Origin of the sequence: Marinobacter sp. LA51, from assembly GCF_030297175.1 — a bacterium.
GTDB lineage: Bacteria > Pseudomonadota > Gammaproteobacteria > Pseudomonadales > Oleiphilaceae > Marinobacter > Marinobacter apostichopi.
Window position 1 is genome coordinate 286,742 of the sequence record NZ_AP028070.1, and the last position, 17,970, is coordinate 304,711.

Consider the following 17,970-nt stretch of genomic DNA (forward strand, 5'->3'; position numbering starts at 1 on the left):
AAGGGCCGAGAAAATAGCCTTATAGGCAATAAGCGCGGGGCGGTTTGTGGTGGTCAAGACTGTTCTTAACAGATTAGTCCGGATTCAGTGTGTTGTAACCTTCTGCCCCCTCCCCGCGCTGGACCTACTCTAACCAGTCACAATTTGAAACGTCCGGAAATCCGCTTGAGGTCACTGCCAAGCTGAGCCAGATCGTTGGATGAGACAGCGATTTGGTCGTTGGCGGAGGCGTTTTGGTCGGTTACTTCGCGAATACTGATGACGTTTTCGCTGATCTCCTCGGCGACCGACGTCTGTTCCTCTACGGCAGTTGCAATCTGTTGATTCATTGACTGAATGGTCGCAGCGGAATCGGCAATGCTGGAGAGAGCTTCCCCGGCTGTGCGAGAGGTGTGGACTGACGACTCCGCGCTCTCACTGTTGCTGTGCATGCTTTCGACTGCGTTGTAGGCACCTTGCTGAAGGTTCTTGACCAGAGTTTCAATTTCCCCAGTGGAATCGTGAGTTCGACGCGCCAGCGCACGAACTTCGTCAGCAACGACCGCAAATCCACGCCCCTGTTCACCGGCCCGAGCTGCTTCGATTGCTGCGTTTAATGCCAGCAGATTCGTCTGTTCGGCAATGTCGCGAATGACATCCAGTATGGAGCCAATGTTTGCACTGTCATCTCTTAGCTTGGAGATTTGTCCTGCCGTGTCATCAATGTTCTGAGATAAGGTTTCGATCTTACTCATCGCTGTGGATACCACCTTATACCCCTCTTTAGCGCGAGTGTCCGAATCGGAAGCAGAGTGGGCAGCCGCTTCTGCATTCTGAGCGACCTCCTGGATGGTGGCTGTCATTTCATTCATCGCTGTGGCGACTTGATCAGTCTGGTCCCGCTGCTGTGTTGCGCCGGCTCTGGTCTGCTGAGTAACTGCCGACAACTCCTCGGCGGAACTGGCAATCTGTGAAATGCCCTCTGATACTTCCTTGACCATGTGCCGGAGATTCTCGGTCATGACCTGCATCGCCATCATTAGCTTGCCCAGGTCGTCCTTTCGATCAGTTTCTATGTTGTGAGATAAGTCACCATCAGCCACCTTGCTGGCGTGGGCGATGAGTTGCTCTAAAGGATTTACAATGGCACGGGTGATCAACAGTGCCGATCCGGTGCCGACAACCACGGCGACGACTGTGGCGAGAAGCAGGATCATTAATGCGCTGTCCCTGGTCTTCGCCATGGCGGCCTGCTCGCTCGCCACGGCCAGCTCTACCTGTTTCCGAGAGTCTCGTGCAAGCTCGGTAACATGGGCTTCATCCTGAGTCATGTTTGCGATGTTCTGGATTAGTGTGGAAAAGGTTTTCTCGTAGGCACTGATGGCTTGTCCGAGTTCGGCAATCCGGTCCTTTGCGACTTGGGTGGTGGCATAGTCTGCAAGTTCTTCGGTGCCTTCCTGAATAGCTGACAGGCGCTTTTTCAATGCTGCTGCATCGTCGGAGCTTTCGGACAGTACGAAGTTCTTTTCGATGCGACGGGCGTCTAACATTTCCCGAGCTAACTCACCTGAACGGCGGACCTTGAGCATGGTCTCTCGCGCCTTCAATTCCTGACCCGCTGATAGTTGTTGTTGTGATCGAGTCTGGAAGAACTGCTCTAGTTCCACGAAACCGTCGACCGCCTCTCGGGCACGGGCTTCCATTGAATTCAGAGCGGTTTCGCTGGCGGTTTTTTGCTCAACCATCCTCTGGAATGCGTCGCGATAATCCGAAAGGTCCTTTTGAATGAGTCTCATACCTTCTTTTTTGCTCGGAGTCTCAAATCGGACCTCGGCAGCTGCGGCGACGGCGCTGGCAGAATCAATGGCTTGATTGGTGTCATCGATGTAGCGGGATTGGCCACGAAGAAAATAGTTTTTTTCGTTGAAACGGGCTTCGTCAAGGTAATTGTTTATTGTGGAAACGGAGCTGGTTTTATCAATCCGGTCAAATACATCCTGGAAAGCTGAATAAGAGAATAGGGCGGTGCAGGCAATTAAGAAAAGCACGAGACCAAAAGCCGATAAAAGCTTAACTTTTACCGAGGTGTTCGATATGAAACGCTGCATTCTGGAGATCCGGTGATCAGTGCCGGTAGTAGTGGCTCCGTCCGTTAGCTACCGTTTTGGCGAGAGATGTTAATAATTCCGTCATTAAATCAAGGTAATGTTATTAATAAAATACTATATATAAGAGTGTGATGTTGTCTAATATTTTGCTGTTTTTGTTCTTATATATGCTTTAAATAAAACTTTTAGCATGTGAGTTTTTATTGACGGCATTTTATAATTGGTGCTTTTGAAATGACTTTTTAGGAGTCTTTGCTTAGGGGAGTGCGACATTGTGGGTTGGCGAAAGGGGCGGTCACCCATCGGATAAGATGACCACCATTGATTCATCGGATGTACATCACCAGGCTTTCAGCCACGCAGGCCGGTTTTTCCTCGCCCTTGATCTCCACCGTGGTGTGGTAGCTGGCCAAGTATCTTTGTTCATCTACTCGGGTGACATCGATCAATTCCATCCGCGAGCGGATGTCTGAGCCGGATTTCACTGCCGACGGAAAGCGCAGTTTGTTCAAACCGTAGTTGATGCTGGCGCTGATGCCGCTGACCTGAAGCACTTGGGTATTCAGCTTGGGAATCAGCGACACGGTCAGAAAGCCGTGAGCCACCGGACTGCCCCAGGGGCTTTCCAGACGGGCACGCTCCACATCCACATGAATCCACTGGTGATCGCCGGTGGCATCGGCGAAAGCCTGGATCATGTCCTGGGAGATGGTCTGCCAGGGGCTGTGGCCGATCACCTTGCCCTTGTAGTCGTTCAATTCTTCGAGTGTCGGGGTCAGCACGGCATACTCCTTGTTGGTTCCATCGTTTACACCGCGTAGCCGGGGTTTTTGCTGTCCAGCAGGCGCAACAGGGCCGGCCAGGTCAGCTTGGCCGCGGCGCCCAGGTTCTGCGACTGCTCGGCGGTGGTCTGTATTGCCTGTTCCGACGGCATCCAGGTGGGCCCGCAGCTCTGGGCTTTGACCTGGATCTCGCAGGCTTTCATCAGGAAGTACAGGTAGGTGAAGGTTTCCGGCACGGTCTGACCAGCGGTCAGTACCCCATGATTGCGCAGCATCATCATCGATTTGTTGCCCAGATCGCTGATCAGTCGTTCGCGCTCGTCCAGGTTCAGGGCCACGCCTTCGTAATCGTGATAGCTGAGATGGTCCAGGCAGAGCATGGCGGTCTGACTCAGTGGTAGCAGGCCGTCCCGATGCGCGGACACCGCGACACCGTCAGCGGCGTGCAGGTGCATCACCGCGCCGGCGTCGTCCCGGCCCATGTGCACGGCACTGTGAATCGTGAAGCCGGCGGGATTGACCCGGCCCAGGCCTCCTGCGGCCACCACCTGGCCGTCCTGGTCCACTTTCACCAGCGACGAGGCGGTGATTTCATGGAATAGCAGACCATAGGGGTTGATCAGAAAGTGATGCTCCGGGCCGGGCACGCGGGCGGACAGGTGGGTAAAGACCAGATCGTCCCAGCCAAACAGCGCCACTAAACGATAGGCGGCGGCCAGCTCGGTACGAACCTGCCATTCAGCCTTGTGCAGGGCTTTGCTTTCCGGATGCTCGGTGCTTGTTGTCATTGGTTCACCTCAATGGATCGGAACAAAAAAGGGGGTGACCTTGCGGACACCCCCTGAACAGGACCTCAGACTCGAAGGGGGAGGTCCCGGACTCGCTAATGACGGTGTCAGCCGACCTGTAACAGGTTGGCGTACCGCTCCAGGTGGAAGTCGTCGTCGCCCAGCTGATGGTTGATGGCGATCAACCGCTTGGCGTAGTGCGCAAAATTGTATTCCCAAGTCATACCAATGCCGCCGTGGGACTGGATGCCGTTCTCGGAAATGAACTGGCCACTGCGTCCGATAACGTTTTTGGCGGCACTCAGGATACGCCGACGCTCGTCACTCTGCTCGACATCGGCAACACTGGCGGCCAGGATCGCCATGGAGCGAGCCTGTTCCAGCTCGGACATCATGTCGACCATGCGATGCTGCAGCACCTGGAACTTGCCGATGGGCACGCCAAACTGCTTGCGCTGTTTAAGGTAGTCCAGGGTCAGCTCGTTGGCGACTTCCATTACTCCTACTGCCTCGGCACACAGGGCCGCGATAGCACGGCCACTCTGGTATTCGATGACATCGGCAGCTTTGCCTTCTTCGCCGAGCAGGGCGTCTGCACCTACCTGAACATTGTTCAGGGTGATGTCGCAGCCTTTGGAGCCATCAATGGTCGGGTAGGTGCGACGCTCAAGGCCGGCGGTGTCCGGGCTCAGGGCAAACAGGCTGATACCATCGGCATCGCGGGTGTCGCCAGAATTGGGGGCAGAGGTGCGGGCAGAAACCAGGATCAGGTCGGCGCAGTGGCCGGCGATGACCACGGCTTTGCGACCATTCAGGACATAGCCGTCACCGGACTTTTCAGCGCGGGTGGCGACATCGTTCAGGTCGTAGAAGCTCTGGGGTTCCTGCAGGGCCACGGCCGCTTTCAGCTCGCCGCTGGCAATTCCGCCCAACCATTGCTCTTGCTGGCTGTCGTTACCCGCCTGGGCGATCAGGCCGCCACCGAGGATAACGGATTGCAGATACGGCTCCAGGCACAGGCCGCGGCCCAGTTCCGTCATCACGGACTGGACTTCAACGCCACCGCCGCCAAAGCCACCGAGTTCCTCGGAAAAGGGCACCGCGGTCAAGCCCAGCTCACTGAGCTGGCCCCAGAATGCTTCGCTGAAACCGGCTTCGGTTTCACTGAATTCCAGGCGTTTTTCAAAGCTGTACTCGCCGCGAACCAGGCGGGCCACGGTGTCCTGCAGCATCTGCTGCTCTTCATTCAGTCGGAAATCCATGGTCGCCTCCTTAAAGCCCAAGAATCATTTTTGACACGATGTTTTTCTGGATCTCGTTGGATCCGCCAAAAATCGAGAGCTTGCGGTTATTGAAGTAGTGGGCCGACAAGGGCGCAGCGTGCTCGTCCGAGAGGTACTCGCCGTCAAAACCGTCGGCCAGCTCTTCCTCAACAAACGGCAGGGCATAGGGGCCAATGGCCCGGCGCGCCAGATCGTTGATCGATTGCCGGATCTCGGTGCCCTTTACCTTCAGCATGGAGCTTTCCGCACCCGGTACACCGCCGCCTTCAACCGAGGCGATGATGCGCAGGTTGCTGATACCGGCAGCGGTCAGGTCAATCTCCACCTTGGCGATGCGCTGGCTGAAGGTTGTGTCCTCGATCAATGGCCGGCCGTTCTTGAGGCGACGGGACGCGAGCTGCTTGAGGTGTGCCAGTGCTGCCTTGGACAGACCAATTCCGGCCAGGCCGGTGCGCTCGTAGGTCAGCAGGAATTTGGCGTAGGTCCAACCTTTGTCTTCCTCGCCCACCAGGTTTTCCACCGGCACTTTGACGTCTTCAAAGAAGACCTCGTTGACCTCGTGTTCGCCATCCAGCGTGATGATCGGGCGCACGGTAATGCCCGGATTGTCCATATCGATCAGCAGGAACGAAATGCCTTCCTGGGCTTTCACTTCGGTGTTGGTTCGAACCAGGCAGAAAATCATGTTGGCGTGCTGACCCAGCGTGGTCCAGGTCTTCTGACCGTTCACGATGTAGTGATCACCGTCGCGCACCGCCCGGGTCTTCAGGGACGCCAGGTCGGAGCCGGCACCGGGTTCAGAATAACCCTGGCACCACCAGTCTTCGCCACTGAGGATGCGGGGCAGGTACGTCTGCTTCTGCTCTTCATTGCCGAATTTGATGATAACCGGGGCGACCATGTTGACGCCGAATGGTACCGAACGGGGAACGCCGTAGCGGGACGATTCTTCGTCCCAGATGTGTTTCTGAACCGGTGACCAGGAAACGCCGCCGTACTCTTCCGGCCAGTGGGTGGCGTACCAGCCCTGGGCGCTGAGAATCTTTTGCCAGCGCTGGTGGTCGTCCTTGGTCAGTGGGCGGAACGCTTTGACCTTGGCGGCGATGTCCGCCGGTAGCTTGTCATCCAGGAACGCGCGTACTTCGTCGCGGAAGGCGAGCTCCTCGGCTGTGTAGTTCATGTTCATGGGCAACCTCGTTTGGCGTCACAGCGAAAATATATACCGCATAGCAGAATTACCCAATGATCCGTCACTAACAGCGCACGTGTCAATGTCAATGAAACATAATCGTTCAAATCCTGTAAAAATGGCTTTGAGAAATATGAATCGGACGATTCTGACGGAAAAGTTTACTGAAAAACGAATTTAATACGAAAGCCTGTACCGACAGGCGGAATCTGGTTATAGAAACGCTTTCAGCGTGATGAACGTCGACGAGGCAGCTCCGACGGGCGGTGGCGGCTAACTTTGTTCAGCAAGGGGTGAGCGTTTGTAAAATCGTAAGCGAGGTTCAGGCTCTTGCCGGGCCGGTAGGCGTGTTCGAATAGCTGTCGCCGCTAGAGGCGAACGGCCACGCCCAGGCTGGCGGTTTGGCGATCGTAATCGTAGCGGGCAATGTTGCTGTCGTTTTTCACCACCTGCACATCCAGTAGCAGGGAGAGTGTGGGATTGAGCCGGTATTCACCATCAATGCCCACCGTGTAACGGTGATCCTTGCGGTTGATCACCAGTAGGCCCTCGGCCGTTTGCAACCGGTGAGCGGTACGATAATAGTTGAGGCGATAGCCTGCGGACGTGCCCAGTTCGAATGCTGGGGTGAACGCGTAGCCAATGCCGAACCTCAGGGTCTGACCCATGGGCGAGACGCTGTAAAACTCGGTGCCGGTGTCGAAGTTTTCCCGATCATCGTAATCCAGCCGATAGCGGACATCGCCACGCCAGGCATCCTGTTTCGCCTTATAGCGTAGGTCGAGACGGTAGTGCTGGCCATCGTAGGCGTCGAGCCGTGTATCGGCGTAGACCTGTTCCGCATCGACGGAAACGGTGCAGCGAGCGGCTTCGGAGCTGAGTTGGCAGGCGCTGGTGGCAATCTGTCCGGACAGGCGCGCGCGCTGCTCCTGGGAACTTCCACCGCGCCAGAGCTGGTCGCCGCCAATGCCAAGGCTGAATCGATAAGGCGCAGATGACCGTTCCCAGGCTGTGTCGAGCCGGACGAGGTGGGTGTTGAAATCTTGTTCGCTGGCGTACTGCCGGCCGTACAATTGCAACTGAGCCTTCATGGCATCGTTGCCTTTGCGCACCGGGTAGCCGGAGACTACGCCGACGGATTCCAGAAAGCTGTCGTCGACACTGCTTGGAGCGGTGTCCGGGAACAGTCCGATGTTTTCTTCATAGCCACCGGCAAGGGAAATCAGGCCCTGCCATTGGCTGGGGGGTGGAATGTCGCCCAGGTCTTTGAGTTGGGCACGTGCCAGTTTGCCGAGTTTGTCTTCGGCGCTTTCAATGGCGGCATTGCGGAAAGCGGTGCGAGCTTTACGTGGGTGGTCCTGGGCCAGTGCTACCAAGCCCATATTATAGAAGGCGAGTCCGCGTTGTTTGGTATCCAGGAGTTGGCGAAACCTGTTTTCCGCCAAGTCATATTCGCCCAGCTTGTAATAGAGCACGCCGAGGTTGTAGGTCAAAGCTCGGGAATCAAGCTTGGTTGCGGCGGCCTCCAGGAGTTTTCGGGCCTGCTCAAGATCGTTGTTCTGAAAGGCGGTGATGCCCGCTCGCATCTGCTGTTTGGCTGTTGAGGTTTTGGTGTCGGCATGCGCGATGCCTGGCGCGAGGATGTGCAGCGTCAAAAACAGCAGCAAAGAAAGTCGAGACAACAAGCGGATTTCCCTCGAAGCTGAAAAAGGTTAAGCCTTTCGAACGTTCCATGTCTCTGGTACGAAAGGCTTAACCTAGCACACTAAGGGGGAAATCACATAGCAAAGGGGAAGTCTACGTTAACGGCACCGTTACGCATCTGGAGAGCTTGCCGGGCTGTTGGGCAAGCGTTGTTATTGGCCGGTAACGCCGTTGATAGTCGAGGTGCCGTCCTCCAGCAGATCCAGATCGGTATCCGGCAGATCGCCAATAGGCAGATCCGGCTCAGGAAGATCGCCTCCAGGCAGGTCTACCCCCGGCAATTCAACGCCCGGTTGTTCAAACTCGGATTCACCAGGCAGCTCAACGCCCAGAGCATCCCGTGTTTCTCGGGCTTGCAGCGAGAGGCTCTCGGACAGCTCTTGGGCTTCCGTTGAAAGCTCGCTTGCATCCAGGGTCTCGAAGCCTTCATCGCCTTCCAGCTCGGTGACCGAATCCGGAATCTGCATTTCCTGCACAAACGACGAGTCAAGCTCTTCGTCATCGGCAACCATGCGCATGGTGATGTCGAGATCCGATTGTGCTGCAGCCAGTCCCGGCGCCAGCAGCGATCCCATCAGGAGCGCCTTGACGAATAGTGCGGATGATATCTTCCGTAATGTCATGACGATGGCTCCATTTGTTTGCCAATGTCAGTTTTAAAGGTCTTTCGCTTTTCGCCCTCACCCAAGTGGGCGACGAGCGTCCCCTCGCCCGGGAAGAGAACATTCACTGGCAGTGCCAGCAGATTGTCCCCGGGTTTCAGGTTTACTTTCCAGCTTACCTTGTGGCGCCCGGGGAATGGAGTAAGCTCCATGTTGGGCGGCAACTCGAGGGTAAGCGTTACATTTTCAACCGCTTGCGCAGACGTAAATGCCACGCGGACCGTCTGTTGTTGCGGGCTGGCTATGCCCGTCGCTGCGGGCACTGAGGTGTCGGCAACCTCGGTGCCTACCTCTACCGGCGTCGACGAAAACTGGCTGCCAATTAAAATACCCACTGCCAGTGCAGCTGCAATTGCGCCTCCCCAGACGGGAGCGTGCCCGGATTTTTTAGTTTGCCCGGTCGCCTGGTTCAGGATGCGCGTTTCAAAATCGCTGTCAGGTTCGGGCGCATGATCGCGAGCAAGCTGTTCGGCGATGTACTGCGCAGTGGCCAGTGCCATGGCGCAATCGTCGCACGATGCTGCGTGGTCACGCAGAGCGCGTTCGGTTGTTTCAGGCACCTCGCCAACGGCCAGGGCATCCACATCGTTTTTAAAGTCGCTGCAGTTCATCGCGTTCACCTCATTGACATCCACGTTGCCGTGTCTCAAAAGGTTCCAACTCCTTTTGCAATTTTTCGCGCAGTTGTGCCCGCACTCGATGAAGTCTGGATTTGATGGTTCCCAGGGGCACGCCCAGTACTTCGGCGATGTCCTCCTGGCGCCAGCCCTCAGAGTCGTGCATCAGCAACAGGGTTCGCTGGTCGGGCTGTAATTCACTGATCAGGCGACGGAGCAGGGTGCTCTGCCGATCGTTGTCAGTGTGGCTCATGGGGTCAGGTTCGTTGCTCGGCAGTGACTCCAGGAACGTAGTCTGCTGGTCCGGCCGGTCCAGGGCGCTGGCGCTGGTTTCGCGTCCGACCGGCCGCTTGCGCAGGGTATCCACGAAGTGGCGGTACAACACCCGGTGCAGCCAGGGGCGCAGTTCTTCCACCCGTTCAAGCTCGTCCACTTTTGGGAACAGTTTGGTCACTACATCCTGAACCAGGTCTTCAGCATCGTGCTGGTTGCCGGTTAGCCGGTACGCGAACGTATGCAGGGTTCTTAGGTGTGGATGGACCAGGCGCTCGAAGCGTTTTGACTTGGACTGGCGAAACGGAAGCAAGGCCAAATGGGTACCCCTGATGATCACCTTGCACGGGGATCGTGCGGCAGAAATCTGGTTTCATTTATTACAGATATGCAGTCTACCAGCGCGTGCGACTTAGGGGTATGCCGATATTGTAAAAAAAAGCACGAGGAAAAACCTCCAATGAACAGGCACTTGCGCAAAAAAATAGGCGTTTTTACGTAAAAACTTTCAGTCACCTTGGAACCATTGCAATTAGACCTACGTGGTGTGCTGCAAAGGCGATGGATACGCCGAACTACAAGAAACCCTATTAAAGGTGACCGAGTATGTTTATCCGCAACGTGTTGTTCACTGCCGTGTCGGCAGCCACATTGGGTCTAACGGGCTGTCTCGAAAGCGGCGGTCAGACCAGCAATAACGCTAACCCCGAGTACCGGATCAACGGTAGTCAGACTGTAAAAGGCACTCATCCGCTGTTCGATCCCCTGGAAACGGAGTTTGTCATTCCCAGTGACGCTCTGTTCTTCCTGAGCGAAGTGGACGACGGCACCATGTTGAACGGAAGCGACCCGGCCAACCCTGTTACCCAGGGGCTAGGTTTCATGGACGGTGCCTCGGTGCTCGCGCCAATTGATGTCAAGATCAGCGCCAGCCTGGATAGCCAGCAGAATCTCGATGCCCGTGATTTTGTCGAGGTGGACGGCGAGGTTGTTCCAAACCCAGACCAGAACATTTTCCTGATTCCGGTTGAATACGCCAGTGGCGACACCGTTCGGGCACTCATCACCGAAGCGCCGGGCCTGATGCCTGCTGCCCGTTACCGGGAAGCGCTGCGTTTGCAGGAGACGGGAAATACTGCCGCCGCCGACACCATCTTCAGCGAGCTGTTGGCCCCGAAGGTGCGGATTGAACTGCTGGACATCGACGGTGGTCAGAACAATCTGATCCGTGTGTTGCCCCTGACCCCGCTGACGGCCAAGACCCAGTACGTGCTGGCAGTGACCAACGACATTGTCGATGCCAACGGTGAGCCCCTGGTTGGCTCGCCCATCTATCAGTCGGTTGCCGATCCCGATCGGGTGCTGTCGAACGGGGCTTTCCAGCCGTTCCGTGACGCTATGCTCCCGGCCCGCAGGCTTGCCGCCGATTATTTCGATTTCAAACGTGAGTATCCGGGGTCTGCCGACTTTGCCGCTGACTTTGACGATGTGCCCTATGCCACAGCCATCACCACCACCGCAGTGGAAGATGTGCTGCTGGCCAATGCCGCGCCAGTCACTTACTTCCGTTCGTCGTTGAAGATTGAGCAGCGTCAGGAGGAACTCGGAAAACTGTTCGACGGTTTCTATAACCTCAGCGGTCAATCGCTGGGCGGCGATGCCAGCGCCGAAGAAGAAAATCTCAATTCGGCTCTGTACGCTACGCTCACTGATACGTCCTTCCGTCTTTATGACGAGGCGCTGGCGACCATCTTGTCCGACGCCAACGGCAGCGGCACCGCCATCCTTTATGGCGACGTGGTTGCAGATGTAAAAGCCGATCGCCGGATTGCCCACGTCATTCAGGTAGCAGCAGCCCAAGCGACGGATGCCAGCGTCGATGTGGACGCCGAGGCGACGGCCATGGCCGATGCCGCCGATACGCTGTTGGATACGCCCAAGCCGCGTGATGTCACTATCTTCAGCCAGCGTAACAGTAATGAGATTAACGAAGCGCTGCAGTTTGATCCGACTCCCGTCGCTGGCGACGAGGTTACCGCCCGGATCTACGAAGGTGAAATCACTCTGCCGTATTACCTGGGTGTACCCTCAGAAAGCGATGGCAGTGCCCTGAAAACTGAGAGCTGGGTTGCTGCTGATTTCAGCGCCGACGAAACCGGCACTCTGACTGCGTCTCCCTCAGATCGAGTGACTTACCGTTTCCCGTTCGCCCAGAAAAACACGGATACCACGGTCCCAATCATCGTGGCGGCGCCCAGTAACACCCTGGCTGCCAATCAGCCGTTCCCGGTGATTATCTACCAGCATGCAGCCACCACCGATCGTTCGGCTATCCTGCCGCTGGCGACCGCAGCGGGCCTGACGTGTGCGGCCGAGCCAGCAGCGGATTGCTTCGTCACCATTGGCATTGACCAGCCGTTGCACGGCATCTTCGATACCGGTGTCGTGGGCAACGTGTTCCCGATCACGAGTGACGACCCCAGCCAGGCCGGTGCTTCAGCTGAAGCCACCGAGCGTCACTTCGGCTTTGCCGCTGACGCCGACCTCAATGCTGTGACGGCCGATCAAGTAGAAGAGCCTGGATCTGGCTCTCTCTTCCTTAACTTCACCAATTACGCAAATACCCGGGACAACATGCGCCAGGGTGCTATTGACCAACTGAACATCAATGCCTCGTTGGCCAACATTCAGGCGGCGCTAGATGCGTGTGGCAGTTGTACCAACTCGCCAACTCTGGACACCAGCCAAGTCTACTTCGTAACCCACTCTTTGAGTGGCATGGGTGGTGCGGCTGTTCATCACGTGACGAACACCGCGATTACCGCCAACGAAGATGCCGGCATTACTAACACCTTGGTGCCTGTCACGGCTTCCACCTTCTTCAACACTGGTGGCCAGTTCAGCCGTGTGGCAGAGAACTCCAAGACCATAGCGGTAGAGAGAGGACTGTTGTCTACTTTGGATGAAGCTTCGGACGGCATCCTGGCGCAGGGTCGTATTGAGCTGGATCTGTACTTCAATATCTTCCAGGGCCTGCTGGATTCGGCCGATCCGAGCGCTTTCGCTCCGCTCTACAAAGGGCAGCCAGTTCTGGTGACCGAGATCGCCGGTGATCCCGCCGATCCCGAGAAGCCGACCGACGGCACTATTCCGAATGCTGCAGACGAGCAAGGCAATCTGCCTCCGCTGAGCACCACCATTGCCGAGACCGGCTTTGAGATCGACGGTGAAAATATGCCGCTGGCAGGTACCGATCCAATGGCTGCGGCCATGGGTGCGGCAGCCATTCAGGAAGCTGCTGGAGACAACACCCTTCCCGTTATCACTCGCTACACCGAAGGCGCGCACGGTAATCCGATCTCTGCTGGCACCAAGGAATCTGAAGCCTTCTCATCCGCTGCGGTCTTCGACGAGATGGTTGCCCAGCTGTTGGAGCTGTTCTCCACCGGTGGGGTATCTGTGACTAATGGCTGTGTGGTTCAGGGTATTGACGGCACTGACTGTGACAACCCGGATAACAGCGATCCCGGTGCAGACCCTGACGGAGGTTCCGGCGGCGGTGATGACGGTGGCCTAGTCCCCCTGCCGTTCTAATTTAGCGGACGGCGCCCCAGGAGCCCGGGGCGCGCCCCAACGACTCTCACGATAATAAGTAAATCAAGGCGTTAGCCTCGCCATACGGGGAGGCTTTGCCCAAAACTTGCGGAGCAAACGCAATGACAACAAAAAACTCCAAACTGCCCAAATCGATTCGTCTGGCAGTGGCGGTAAAGCTGGCCTGCTTTTCGGCCACGGCCGCAGCCTTCGATTTCAGCATCTACGAGATTGATGCCTCCTTCAGCACCACACTGACAGTGGGTACCGCCTACCGCCTGGAAGATCAGGACAAGAGCCTGATCAGCCAGGGTAACCTTGGCCCAGAGTTCGCGTTCAGTGACACCGGCGCATCGTCCAACAACTTCGACGACGGTAACCTCAACTTCGAGAAAAACGATCCCTACTCCACCATCGTCCGTGGCCGTAGTGAGCTGTTTCTGGACTACGCGCCAGACAGCGACACCCTGACCCGGGTTGGCGCACTGGCTCGTGCCAGCTACTACTACGACTTCGAGCTCAAGGATAACCCGCGGGCAACTGACCCGGTGGGTCAGCAGCGTGAGCTGAACCCTGAGGCGAAAGACAACGCGTCCGGCGTTGATCTGCTGGACGCCTACGTGTTCACCGACTGGTACTTTGGCGATACCCCGGTATCCATCCGTTACGGCCGTCAAGTCGTTAACTGGGGTGAGAGTACCTTCATCCTGGGTGGTATCAATGCCATCAACCCGATCGATGTACCGGCGTTCCGCGCCCCGGGCGCTGAGCTGAAAGACGTACTGTTGCCGGTTGAGATGCTCTACACCTCAGCAGGTGTCACCGAAGAAATTACCGTCGAAGCCTTTGTCCAGACCGATTGGGAGCCGTTCCGCATTGATGATTGCGGCACGTTCTTCTCCTCTGCTGACGTTGCCGCCGACGGCTGTGGCCCGGTACTGCTGGCTGGTCAGGTGCCTGATTCCCAGGCCTTTGAAGAAGGCTTCATCGCGCCTCGTCTGGGCGATAAAGAGCCCGGCGACAAGGACCAGTTCGGTGTGGCAGCACGCTACTTCGCAACCGATCTCAACGCTGAGCTTGGTGTGTTCTACACCCGCTACCACAGCCGCCTGCCGTACATCAGTGGTGTGGTGAACAACCCCGAGGATGCGGACGAAACCCAGCAGTACGATCCGTCCAAGCCGTCTTCGCGGTTCCCCAGCTACTTCATCGAGTACCCCAAGGGTATCGACCTGTACGGCGTGAGCATCAACACCACGCTGCCAACCGGCACATCGCTCGGCGCGGAGTACAGCTACCGTCCGAACATGCCGATCCAGTGGAACACCTTTGAGCTGATCTACGGCGGCTTGCAGCAGCGCGGTCCGGACGGCCAGGTGATCAGTAAGCTGGAACAGCGTCGTCAGGAAAAAGGTGGGACTTACGCAGGTACAGCGGTTGATGGCTATGACCGTTACGGCGTATCCCAGGCCCAGGCCACCGCGATTCACTTCATCGACCGTGTGATGGGTGCGGCCCGTTTCATCATCGTGGCTGAAGTTGGTGCGACCTACGTGCACGACCTGCCAGACAAGTCTGAAGCGCGCTATGGCCGTTCCGGTATCTACGGTGTTGGCTCGGTTCCCCTGGAAGGCGAAAGCTTTACCGGCGACTTCTGCAGCGACGGCCCGGCGACTGGCAATGAAGACAGCAGAAGACGTGAAGCTGGCGATCCGACCCGTCTGAATATCAATCCGACCAACTGCGGCAATGACGGCTTTACCACCTCCTTCTCCTGGGGTTACCGGACCCTGTTTGTCTGGGATTACCCGGATGCCGTGGCCGGTATCAACATGCGCCCGAAACTGTTCTGGACGCACGACGTGAAAGGTTATGCGCCGGATCCAGGCGGCAACTTCAAGGAAGGCAACAAGTCGATCGGTCTGGGGCTCGAGGCCACTTACCAGAACGCTTACAAAGCCAACATCAGTTACACCAACTATTTTGGCGGCGATTACAACGAGACCAACGATCGTGACTTCATCGCGGCCTCCGTCTCCTACTCATTCTAAGCAACCAACGATTCATAAAAGGAGTTGACCCAATGAACACCATGAGAACCCTGATGTACGGCGCTGTAGCCAGCGCCCTGCTGACCTCGGGCTCCGCCCTCGCGGCGGTCTCCGCCGAGGAAGCTGCGAAGCTTGGCGATACCCTGACGCCAATCGGCGCCACTAAAGCCGGTAACGGTGATGAAATTCCGGCCTGGGATGGTGGTTTGACCCAGCCGCCGGCGGGCTTTAAGGACGACGGCCGCTACGTAGATCCGTTCCCTGAGGACAAGGAACTTTTCCGAATTGACCAGAGCAACGTGGATGAGTACTCGGAGAACCTGACGCCGGGCCAGGTCGCGATGATCAAGACCTATGATGACTACTTCATTCCGGTCTATCAGACTCGTCGTACCGCGACTTACCCTGAAAAGACCATGCAGCAGACCGTTGAAAATGCCACTCAGGTTGAGTTGGTGGAAAGTGGTAACGGCATGAAGAATTATCAGACCGCGACACCATTTCCGATTCCCCAGAACGGTCTGGAAGTCATTTTCAACCATCTCACTCGCTACCGTGGCGGTTCGATTGACCGTAACGTGGCCCAGGTTACCCCTCAGCCCAACGGTGACTTCAGTGAGGTGAAATTCACCGAGTCGTTCACCGAGCGGGTCGCGCTGTCTGATTACGATCCGTCCGAAGATCCAAACGTGATGTTCTACTTCAAGCAGGCCATTACTGCACCGTCGCGTCTGGCCGGTAACGTTCTGCTGGTACACGAGACCATTAACCAGGTTAAAGAGCCGCGTCGTGCGTGGTTGTACAACTCCGGCCAGCGTCGTGTGCGTCGCGCACCGAACGTCGCCTACGACGGTCCGGGTACTGCGGCTGACGGTCAGCGCACCGCTGATAACCTCGACCTCTACAACGGTGCCCCGGACAAGTACAACTGGGAGCTGGTCGGCAAGAAAGAGATCTACATCCCGTACAACTCCTACCGTGCCGCCAGTGCCGAGCTGGACTACGAGGACATCATCAAGCCAGGTCACGTTGACCAGAGCCTGACTCGTTACGAGCTGCACCGTGTGTGGCACGTCAAGGCGACCCTGAAGGACGAAGAGCGTCATGTTTACGAGCAGCGTGACTTCTTCATTGATGAGGACTCCTGGCAGATCTCACTGATCGATCACTACGACGGTCGTGGCAACCTGTGGCGCGTAGCTGAAGCGCACACGATGCAGATGTACGACGTCAATATCCCGGCCTATGCCTTTGAATCCCTGTACGACCTGCTGTCTGGTCGCTACCTGTTGATGGGTCTGACCAACGAAGAAGATGAGCCATACGTATACGGCACCGAGCGCAGCTCGCGGGAATACACCCCTGCAGCTCTGCGCCGGTCTGGCGTGCGCTGATGGCGTATTGATAGTGACTGACCCCGGCAGCGGCTTCCGCTCCCGGGGTTAGTCGGTTAACGGAGGTAACAAGCGATGATTGGAATCATGGGTAGCCGACCGTTGGTCGAGATCGACAAACGCATGCTGACTCGGGAAGGGGAGTGGGTCGTGAAGACCCGGGAAATTCCGGAGCTTGGTCCCTATCGGTCACGACTGGAGGCCATTGAGGCGCTCTACCGTCACGTGACGATCTGTACCGGAGTATTAAGAAAGGAAAAGCCGGAGCGTGCCCGGCAGTTTGTGCAGCACTCGATCACCGAGTGCGAAGAGCCAGACTGCGAGCTGTGTAACACCCTGCTGGCTCTTGCACCCGATGTGAACGTGGTTCAGCTAAAGGCCTGAATGCCGGTCTGGCCGCGGCCAAGGATCAGGGCGTGAACGTCGTGAGTACCTTCGTAGGTATTGACGGCCTCAAGGTTCATTACGTGACGAATCACGTGGTATTCGTCGGCAATGCCGTTGCCGCCGTGCATGTCACGGGCAACCCGGGCAATGTCCAGGGACTTGCCGCAGTTGTTGCGTTTGAGCAGTGAGATAGCGTCGGGCGTGGCGGTGCCATCGTCCATCATCCGGCCTAGCTGCAGTGCGCCCTGCAGGCCCAGGGTGATTTCCGTCTGCATGTCGACCAGTTTTTTCTGGATCAGCTGATTGGCTGCCAGCGGCTTGCCAAACTGGATGCGCTCCAGAGTATAGCTGCGAGCTGCATGCCAGCAGAATTCAGCCGCACCCAACGAACCCCAGCTAATGCCGAAACGGGCTTTGTTCAGGCAGCTGAACGGACCTTTCAGGCCTTCCACATCCAGCTTATTCTCCTCAGGAACAAACACCTCGTCCATAAAGATGGAGCCGGTTTCCGAGGCTCGCAGCGAGAATTTGCCTGGGATCTTGGGTGTATCCAGCCCCTTGGCGCCTTCGCGCTCGATCACAAAGCCGGTGACCTTGCCATCCAGCTTGCCCCAGACCACGAATACGTCGGCAATGGGGGAGTTGGTGATCCAGGTCTTGGAACCGCTCACCAGGTAACCGCCATCAACTTTCTTGGCGCGGGTTTCCATGCCGCCAGGATCGGAGCCGTGATTGGGCTCGGTCAGGCCAAAGCAGCCGACCAGTTCGCCGGATGCCAGCTTGGGCAGGATGCGCTTTTTCAGAGCCTCCTGGCCGAAGGAGTAGATCGGGTGCATGACCAGCGACGACTGAACACTCAATGCTGAGCGGTACGCTGAATCAACCCGCTCGACTTCACGGGCAATCAAACCGTAGCAGACATGATTCAGGCCCGGGCCACCGTACTCTTCCGGCAGGGTAGCGCCGAGCATGCCCAGTTCGCCCATCTGGTTGAAGATGGTACGGTCGAAGGTTTCGTGCCGGTTAGCCTCGATAATGCCGGGCATCAGGCGTTGGTCGCAGAAACTGCGGATGCTGTCACGGACCTGACGTTCGGTCTCGTCCAGTTGCTTGTCGAATTGCAGCAGGTCATCCCAAGGTGCAGAAGCCAGAGCCATGG

General features: G+C 57.0%; 14 protein-coding genes. 4 read left to right on the forward strand and 10 right to left on the reverse strand.

Translation table 11 applies throughout. The features are described 5' to 3' along the window. Nucleotides 1-137 precede the first annotated feature (137 nt). The 9 genes from QUE89_RS01245 to QUE89_RS01285 all read right to left on the reverse strand — a co-directional run bounded on the left by QUE89_RS01245 (nt 138) and on the right by QUE89_RS01285 (nt 9,704). Nucleotides 138-2,087, reverse strand: coding sequence for a methyl-accepting chemotaxis protein (locus QUE89_RS01245; RefSeq protein WP_286221489.1), 1,950 nt, complete (start codon nt 2,085-2,087; stop codon nt 138-140). Nucleotides 2,088-2,413: 326 nt separating this feature from the next. Next, a complete protein-coding gene (locus QUE89_RS01250; RefSeq protein WP_286221490.1) occupies nt 2,414-2,869 on the reverse strand; it encodes a MaoC family dehydratase in 456 nt (151 codons plus the stop codon). A gap of 26 nt (nt 2,870-2,895) precedes the next feature. Then, nucleotides 2,896-3,657 carry a class II aldolase/adducin family protein gene (locus tag QUE89_RS01255; protein ID WP_286221491.1) on the reverse strand — a complete coding sequence of 254 codons (762 nt, stop codon included), beginning with the start codon at nt 3,655-3,657 and terminating at the stop codon, nt 2,896-2,898. A gap of 107 nt (nt 3,658-3,764) precedes the next feature. Further along, on the reverse strand, nt 3,765-4,919 hold the full coding sequence (locus QUE89_RS01260; protein ID WP_286221492.1) for an acyl-CoA dehydrogenase family protein: 1,155 nt from the start codon (nt 4,917-4,919) through the stop codon (nt 3,765-3,767). Between the two features lie 10 nt (nt 4,920-4,929). Then, on the reverse strand, nt 4,930-6,126 hold the full coding sequence (locus tag QUE89_RS01265; RefSeq protein WP_286221493.1) for an acyl-CoA dehydrogenase family protein: 1,197 nt from the start codon (nt 6,124-6,126) through the stop codon (nt 4,930-4,932). Nucleotides 6,127-6,497: 371 nt separating this feature from the next. Further along, nucleotides 6,498-7,814, reverse strand: coding sequence for an outer membrane beta-barrel protein (locus QUE89_RS01270; RefSeq protein ID WP_286221494.1), 1,317 nt, complete (start codon nt 7,812-7,814; stop codon nt 6,498-6,500). Between the two features lie 171 nt (nt 7,815-7,985). Then, nucleotides 7,986-8,456, reverse strand: coding sequence for a hypothetical protein (locus tag QUE89_RS01275; protein WP_286221495.1), 471 nt, complete (start codon nt 8,454-8,456; stop codon nt 7,986-7,988). Beyond that, nucleotides 8,453-9,145: an anti-sigma factor family protein gene (locus QUE89_RS01280; RefSeq protein WP_286221496.1), complete on the reverse strand. Its 693-nt coding sequence runs from the start codon at nt 9,143-9,145 to the stop codon at nt 8,453-8,455. The genes QUE89_RS01275 and QUE89_RS01280 overlap by 4 nt, the downstream gene beginning before the upstream one ends. Further along, nucleotides 9,117-9,704: an RNA polymerase sigma factor gene (locus QUE89_RS01285; protein ID WP_286221497.1), complete on the reverse strand. Its 588-nt coding sequence runs from the start codon at nt 9,702-9,704 to the stop codon at nt 9,117-9,119. The genes QUE89_RS01280 and QUE89_RS01285 overlap by 29 nt, the downstream gene beginning before the upstream one ends. Nucleotides 9,705-9,991: 287 nt before the next feature. On the opposite strand from QUE89_RS01285, the gene QUE89_RS01290 reads away from it, so the two are divergent. The 4 genes from QUE89_RS01290 (at nt 9,992) to QUE89_RS01305 (ending at nt 16,808) form a co-directional block, all read left to right on the forward strand. Beyond that, nucleotides 9,992-12,979 (forward strand): hypothetical protein, encoded by a 2,988-nt coding sequence (locus QUE89_RS01290; protein WP_286221498.1) that lies wholly within the window; start codon nt 9,992-9,994, stop codon nt 12,977-12,979. Nucleotides 12,980-13,101: 122 nt separating this feature from the next. Further along, complete coding sequence (locus QUE89_RS01295; protein WP_286221499.1) at nt 13,102-15,030, forward strand: DUF1302 domain-containing protein; 1,929 nt, start codon at nt 13,102-13,104, stop codon at nt 15,028-15,030. Between the two features lie 41 nt (nt 15,031-15,071). Then, the gene (locus tag QUE89_RS01300; RefSeq protein WP_434784117.1) at nt 15,072-16,424 is read left to right on the forward strand and encodes a DUF1329 domain-containing protein; all 1,353 of its coding nucleotides are present in this window, start codon (nt 15,072-15,074) and stop codon (nt 16,422-16,424) included. Between the two features lie 87 nt (nt 16,425-16,511). After that, complete coding sequence (locus tag QUE89_RS01305) at nt 16,512-16,808, forward strand: hypothetical protein (protein ID WP_286221501.1); 297 nt, start codon at nt 16,512-16,514, stop codon at nt 16,806-16,808. Here QUE89_RS01305 and QUE89_RS01310 read toward each other — a convergent pair. Beyond that, a complete protein-coding gene (locus QUE89_RS01310; protein ID WP_286221502.1) occupies nt 16,793-17,968 on the reverse strand; it encodes an acyl-CoA dehydrogenase in 1,176 nt (391 codons plus the stop codon). The two genes, QUE89_RS01305 and QUE89_RS01310, sit on opposite strands and share 16 nt — an antisense overlap. Nucleotides 17,969-17,970: the final 2 nt, after the last annotated feature.

Bases quoted from the DNA above. Each gene is read 5' to 3' on its own strand.
- QUE89_RS01245 (WP_286221489.1), bottom strand. From the start codon at position 2,087: ATGCAGCGTTTCATATCGAACACCTCGGTAAAAGTTAAGCTTTTATCG.
- QUE89_RS01255 (WP_286221491.1), bottom strand. From the start codon at position 3,657: ATGACAACAAGCACCGAGCATCCGGAAAGCAAAGCCCTGCACAAGGCT.
- QUE89_RS01260 (WP_286221492.1), bottom strand. From the start codon at position 4,919: ATGGATTTCCGACTGAATGAAGAGCAGCAGATGCTGCAGGACACCGTG.
- QUE89_RS01265 (WP_286221493.1), bottom strand. From the start codon at position 6,126: ATGAACATGAACTACACAGCCGAGGAGCTCGCCTTCCGCGACGAAGTA.
- QUE89_RS01275 (WP_286221495.1), bottom strand. From the start codon at position 8,456: ATGACATTACGGAAGATATCATCCGCACTATTCGTCAAGGCGCTCCTG.
- QUE89_RS01290 (WP_286221498.1), top strand. From the start codon at position 9,992: ATGTTTATCCGCAACGTGTTGTTCACTGCCGTGTCGGCAGCCACATTG.
- QUE89_RS01295 (WP_286221499.1), top strand. From the start codon at position 13,102: ATGACAACAAAAAACTCCAAACTGCCCAAATCGATTCGTCTGGCAGTG.
- QUE89_RS01300 (WP_434784117.1), top strand. From the start codon at position 15,072: ATGAGAACCCTGATGTACGGCGCTGTAGCCAGCGCCCTGCTGACCTCG.
- QUE89_RS01305 (WP_286221501.1), top strand. From the start codon at position 16,512: ATGGGTAGCCGACCGTTGGTCGAGATCGACAAACGCATGCTGACTCGG.
- QUE89_RS01310 (WP_286221502.1), bottom strand. From the start codon at position 17,968: ATGGCTCTGGCTTCTGCACCTTGGGATGACCTGCTGCAATTCGACAAG.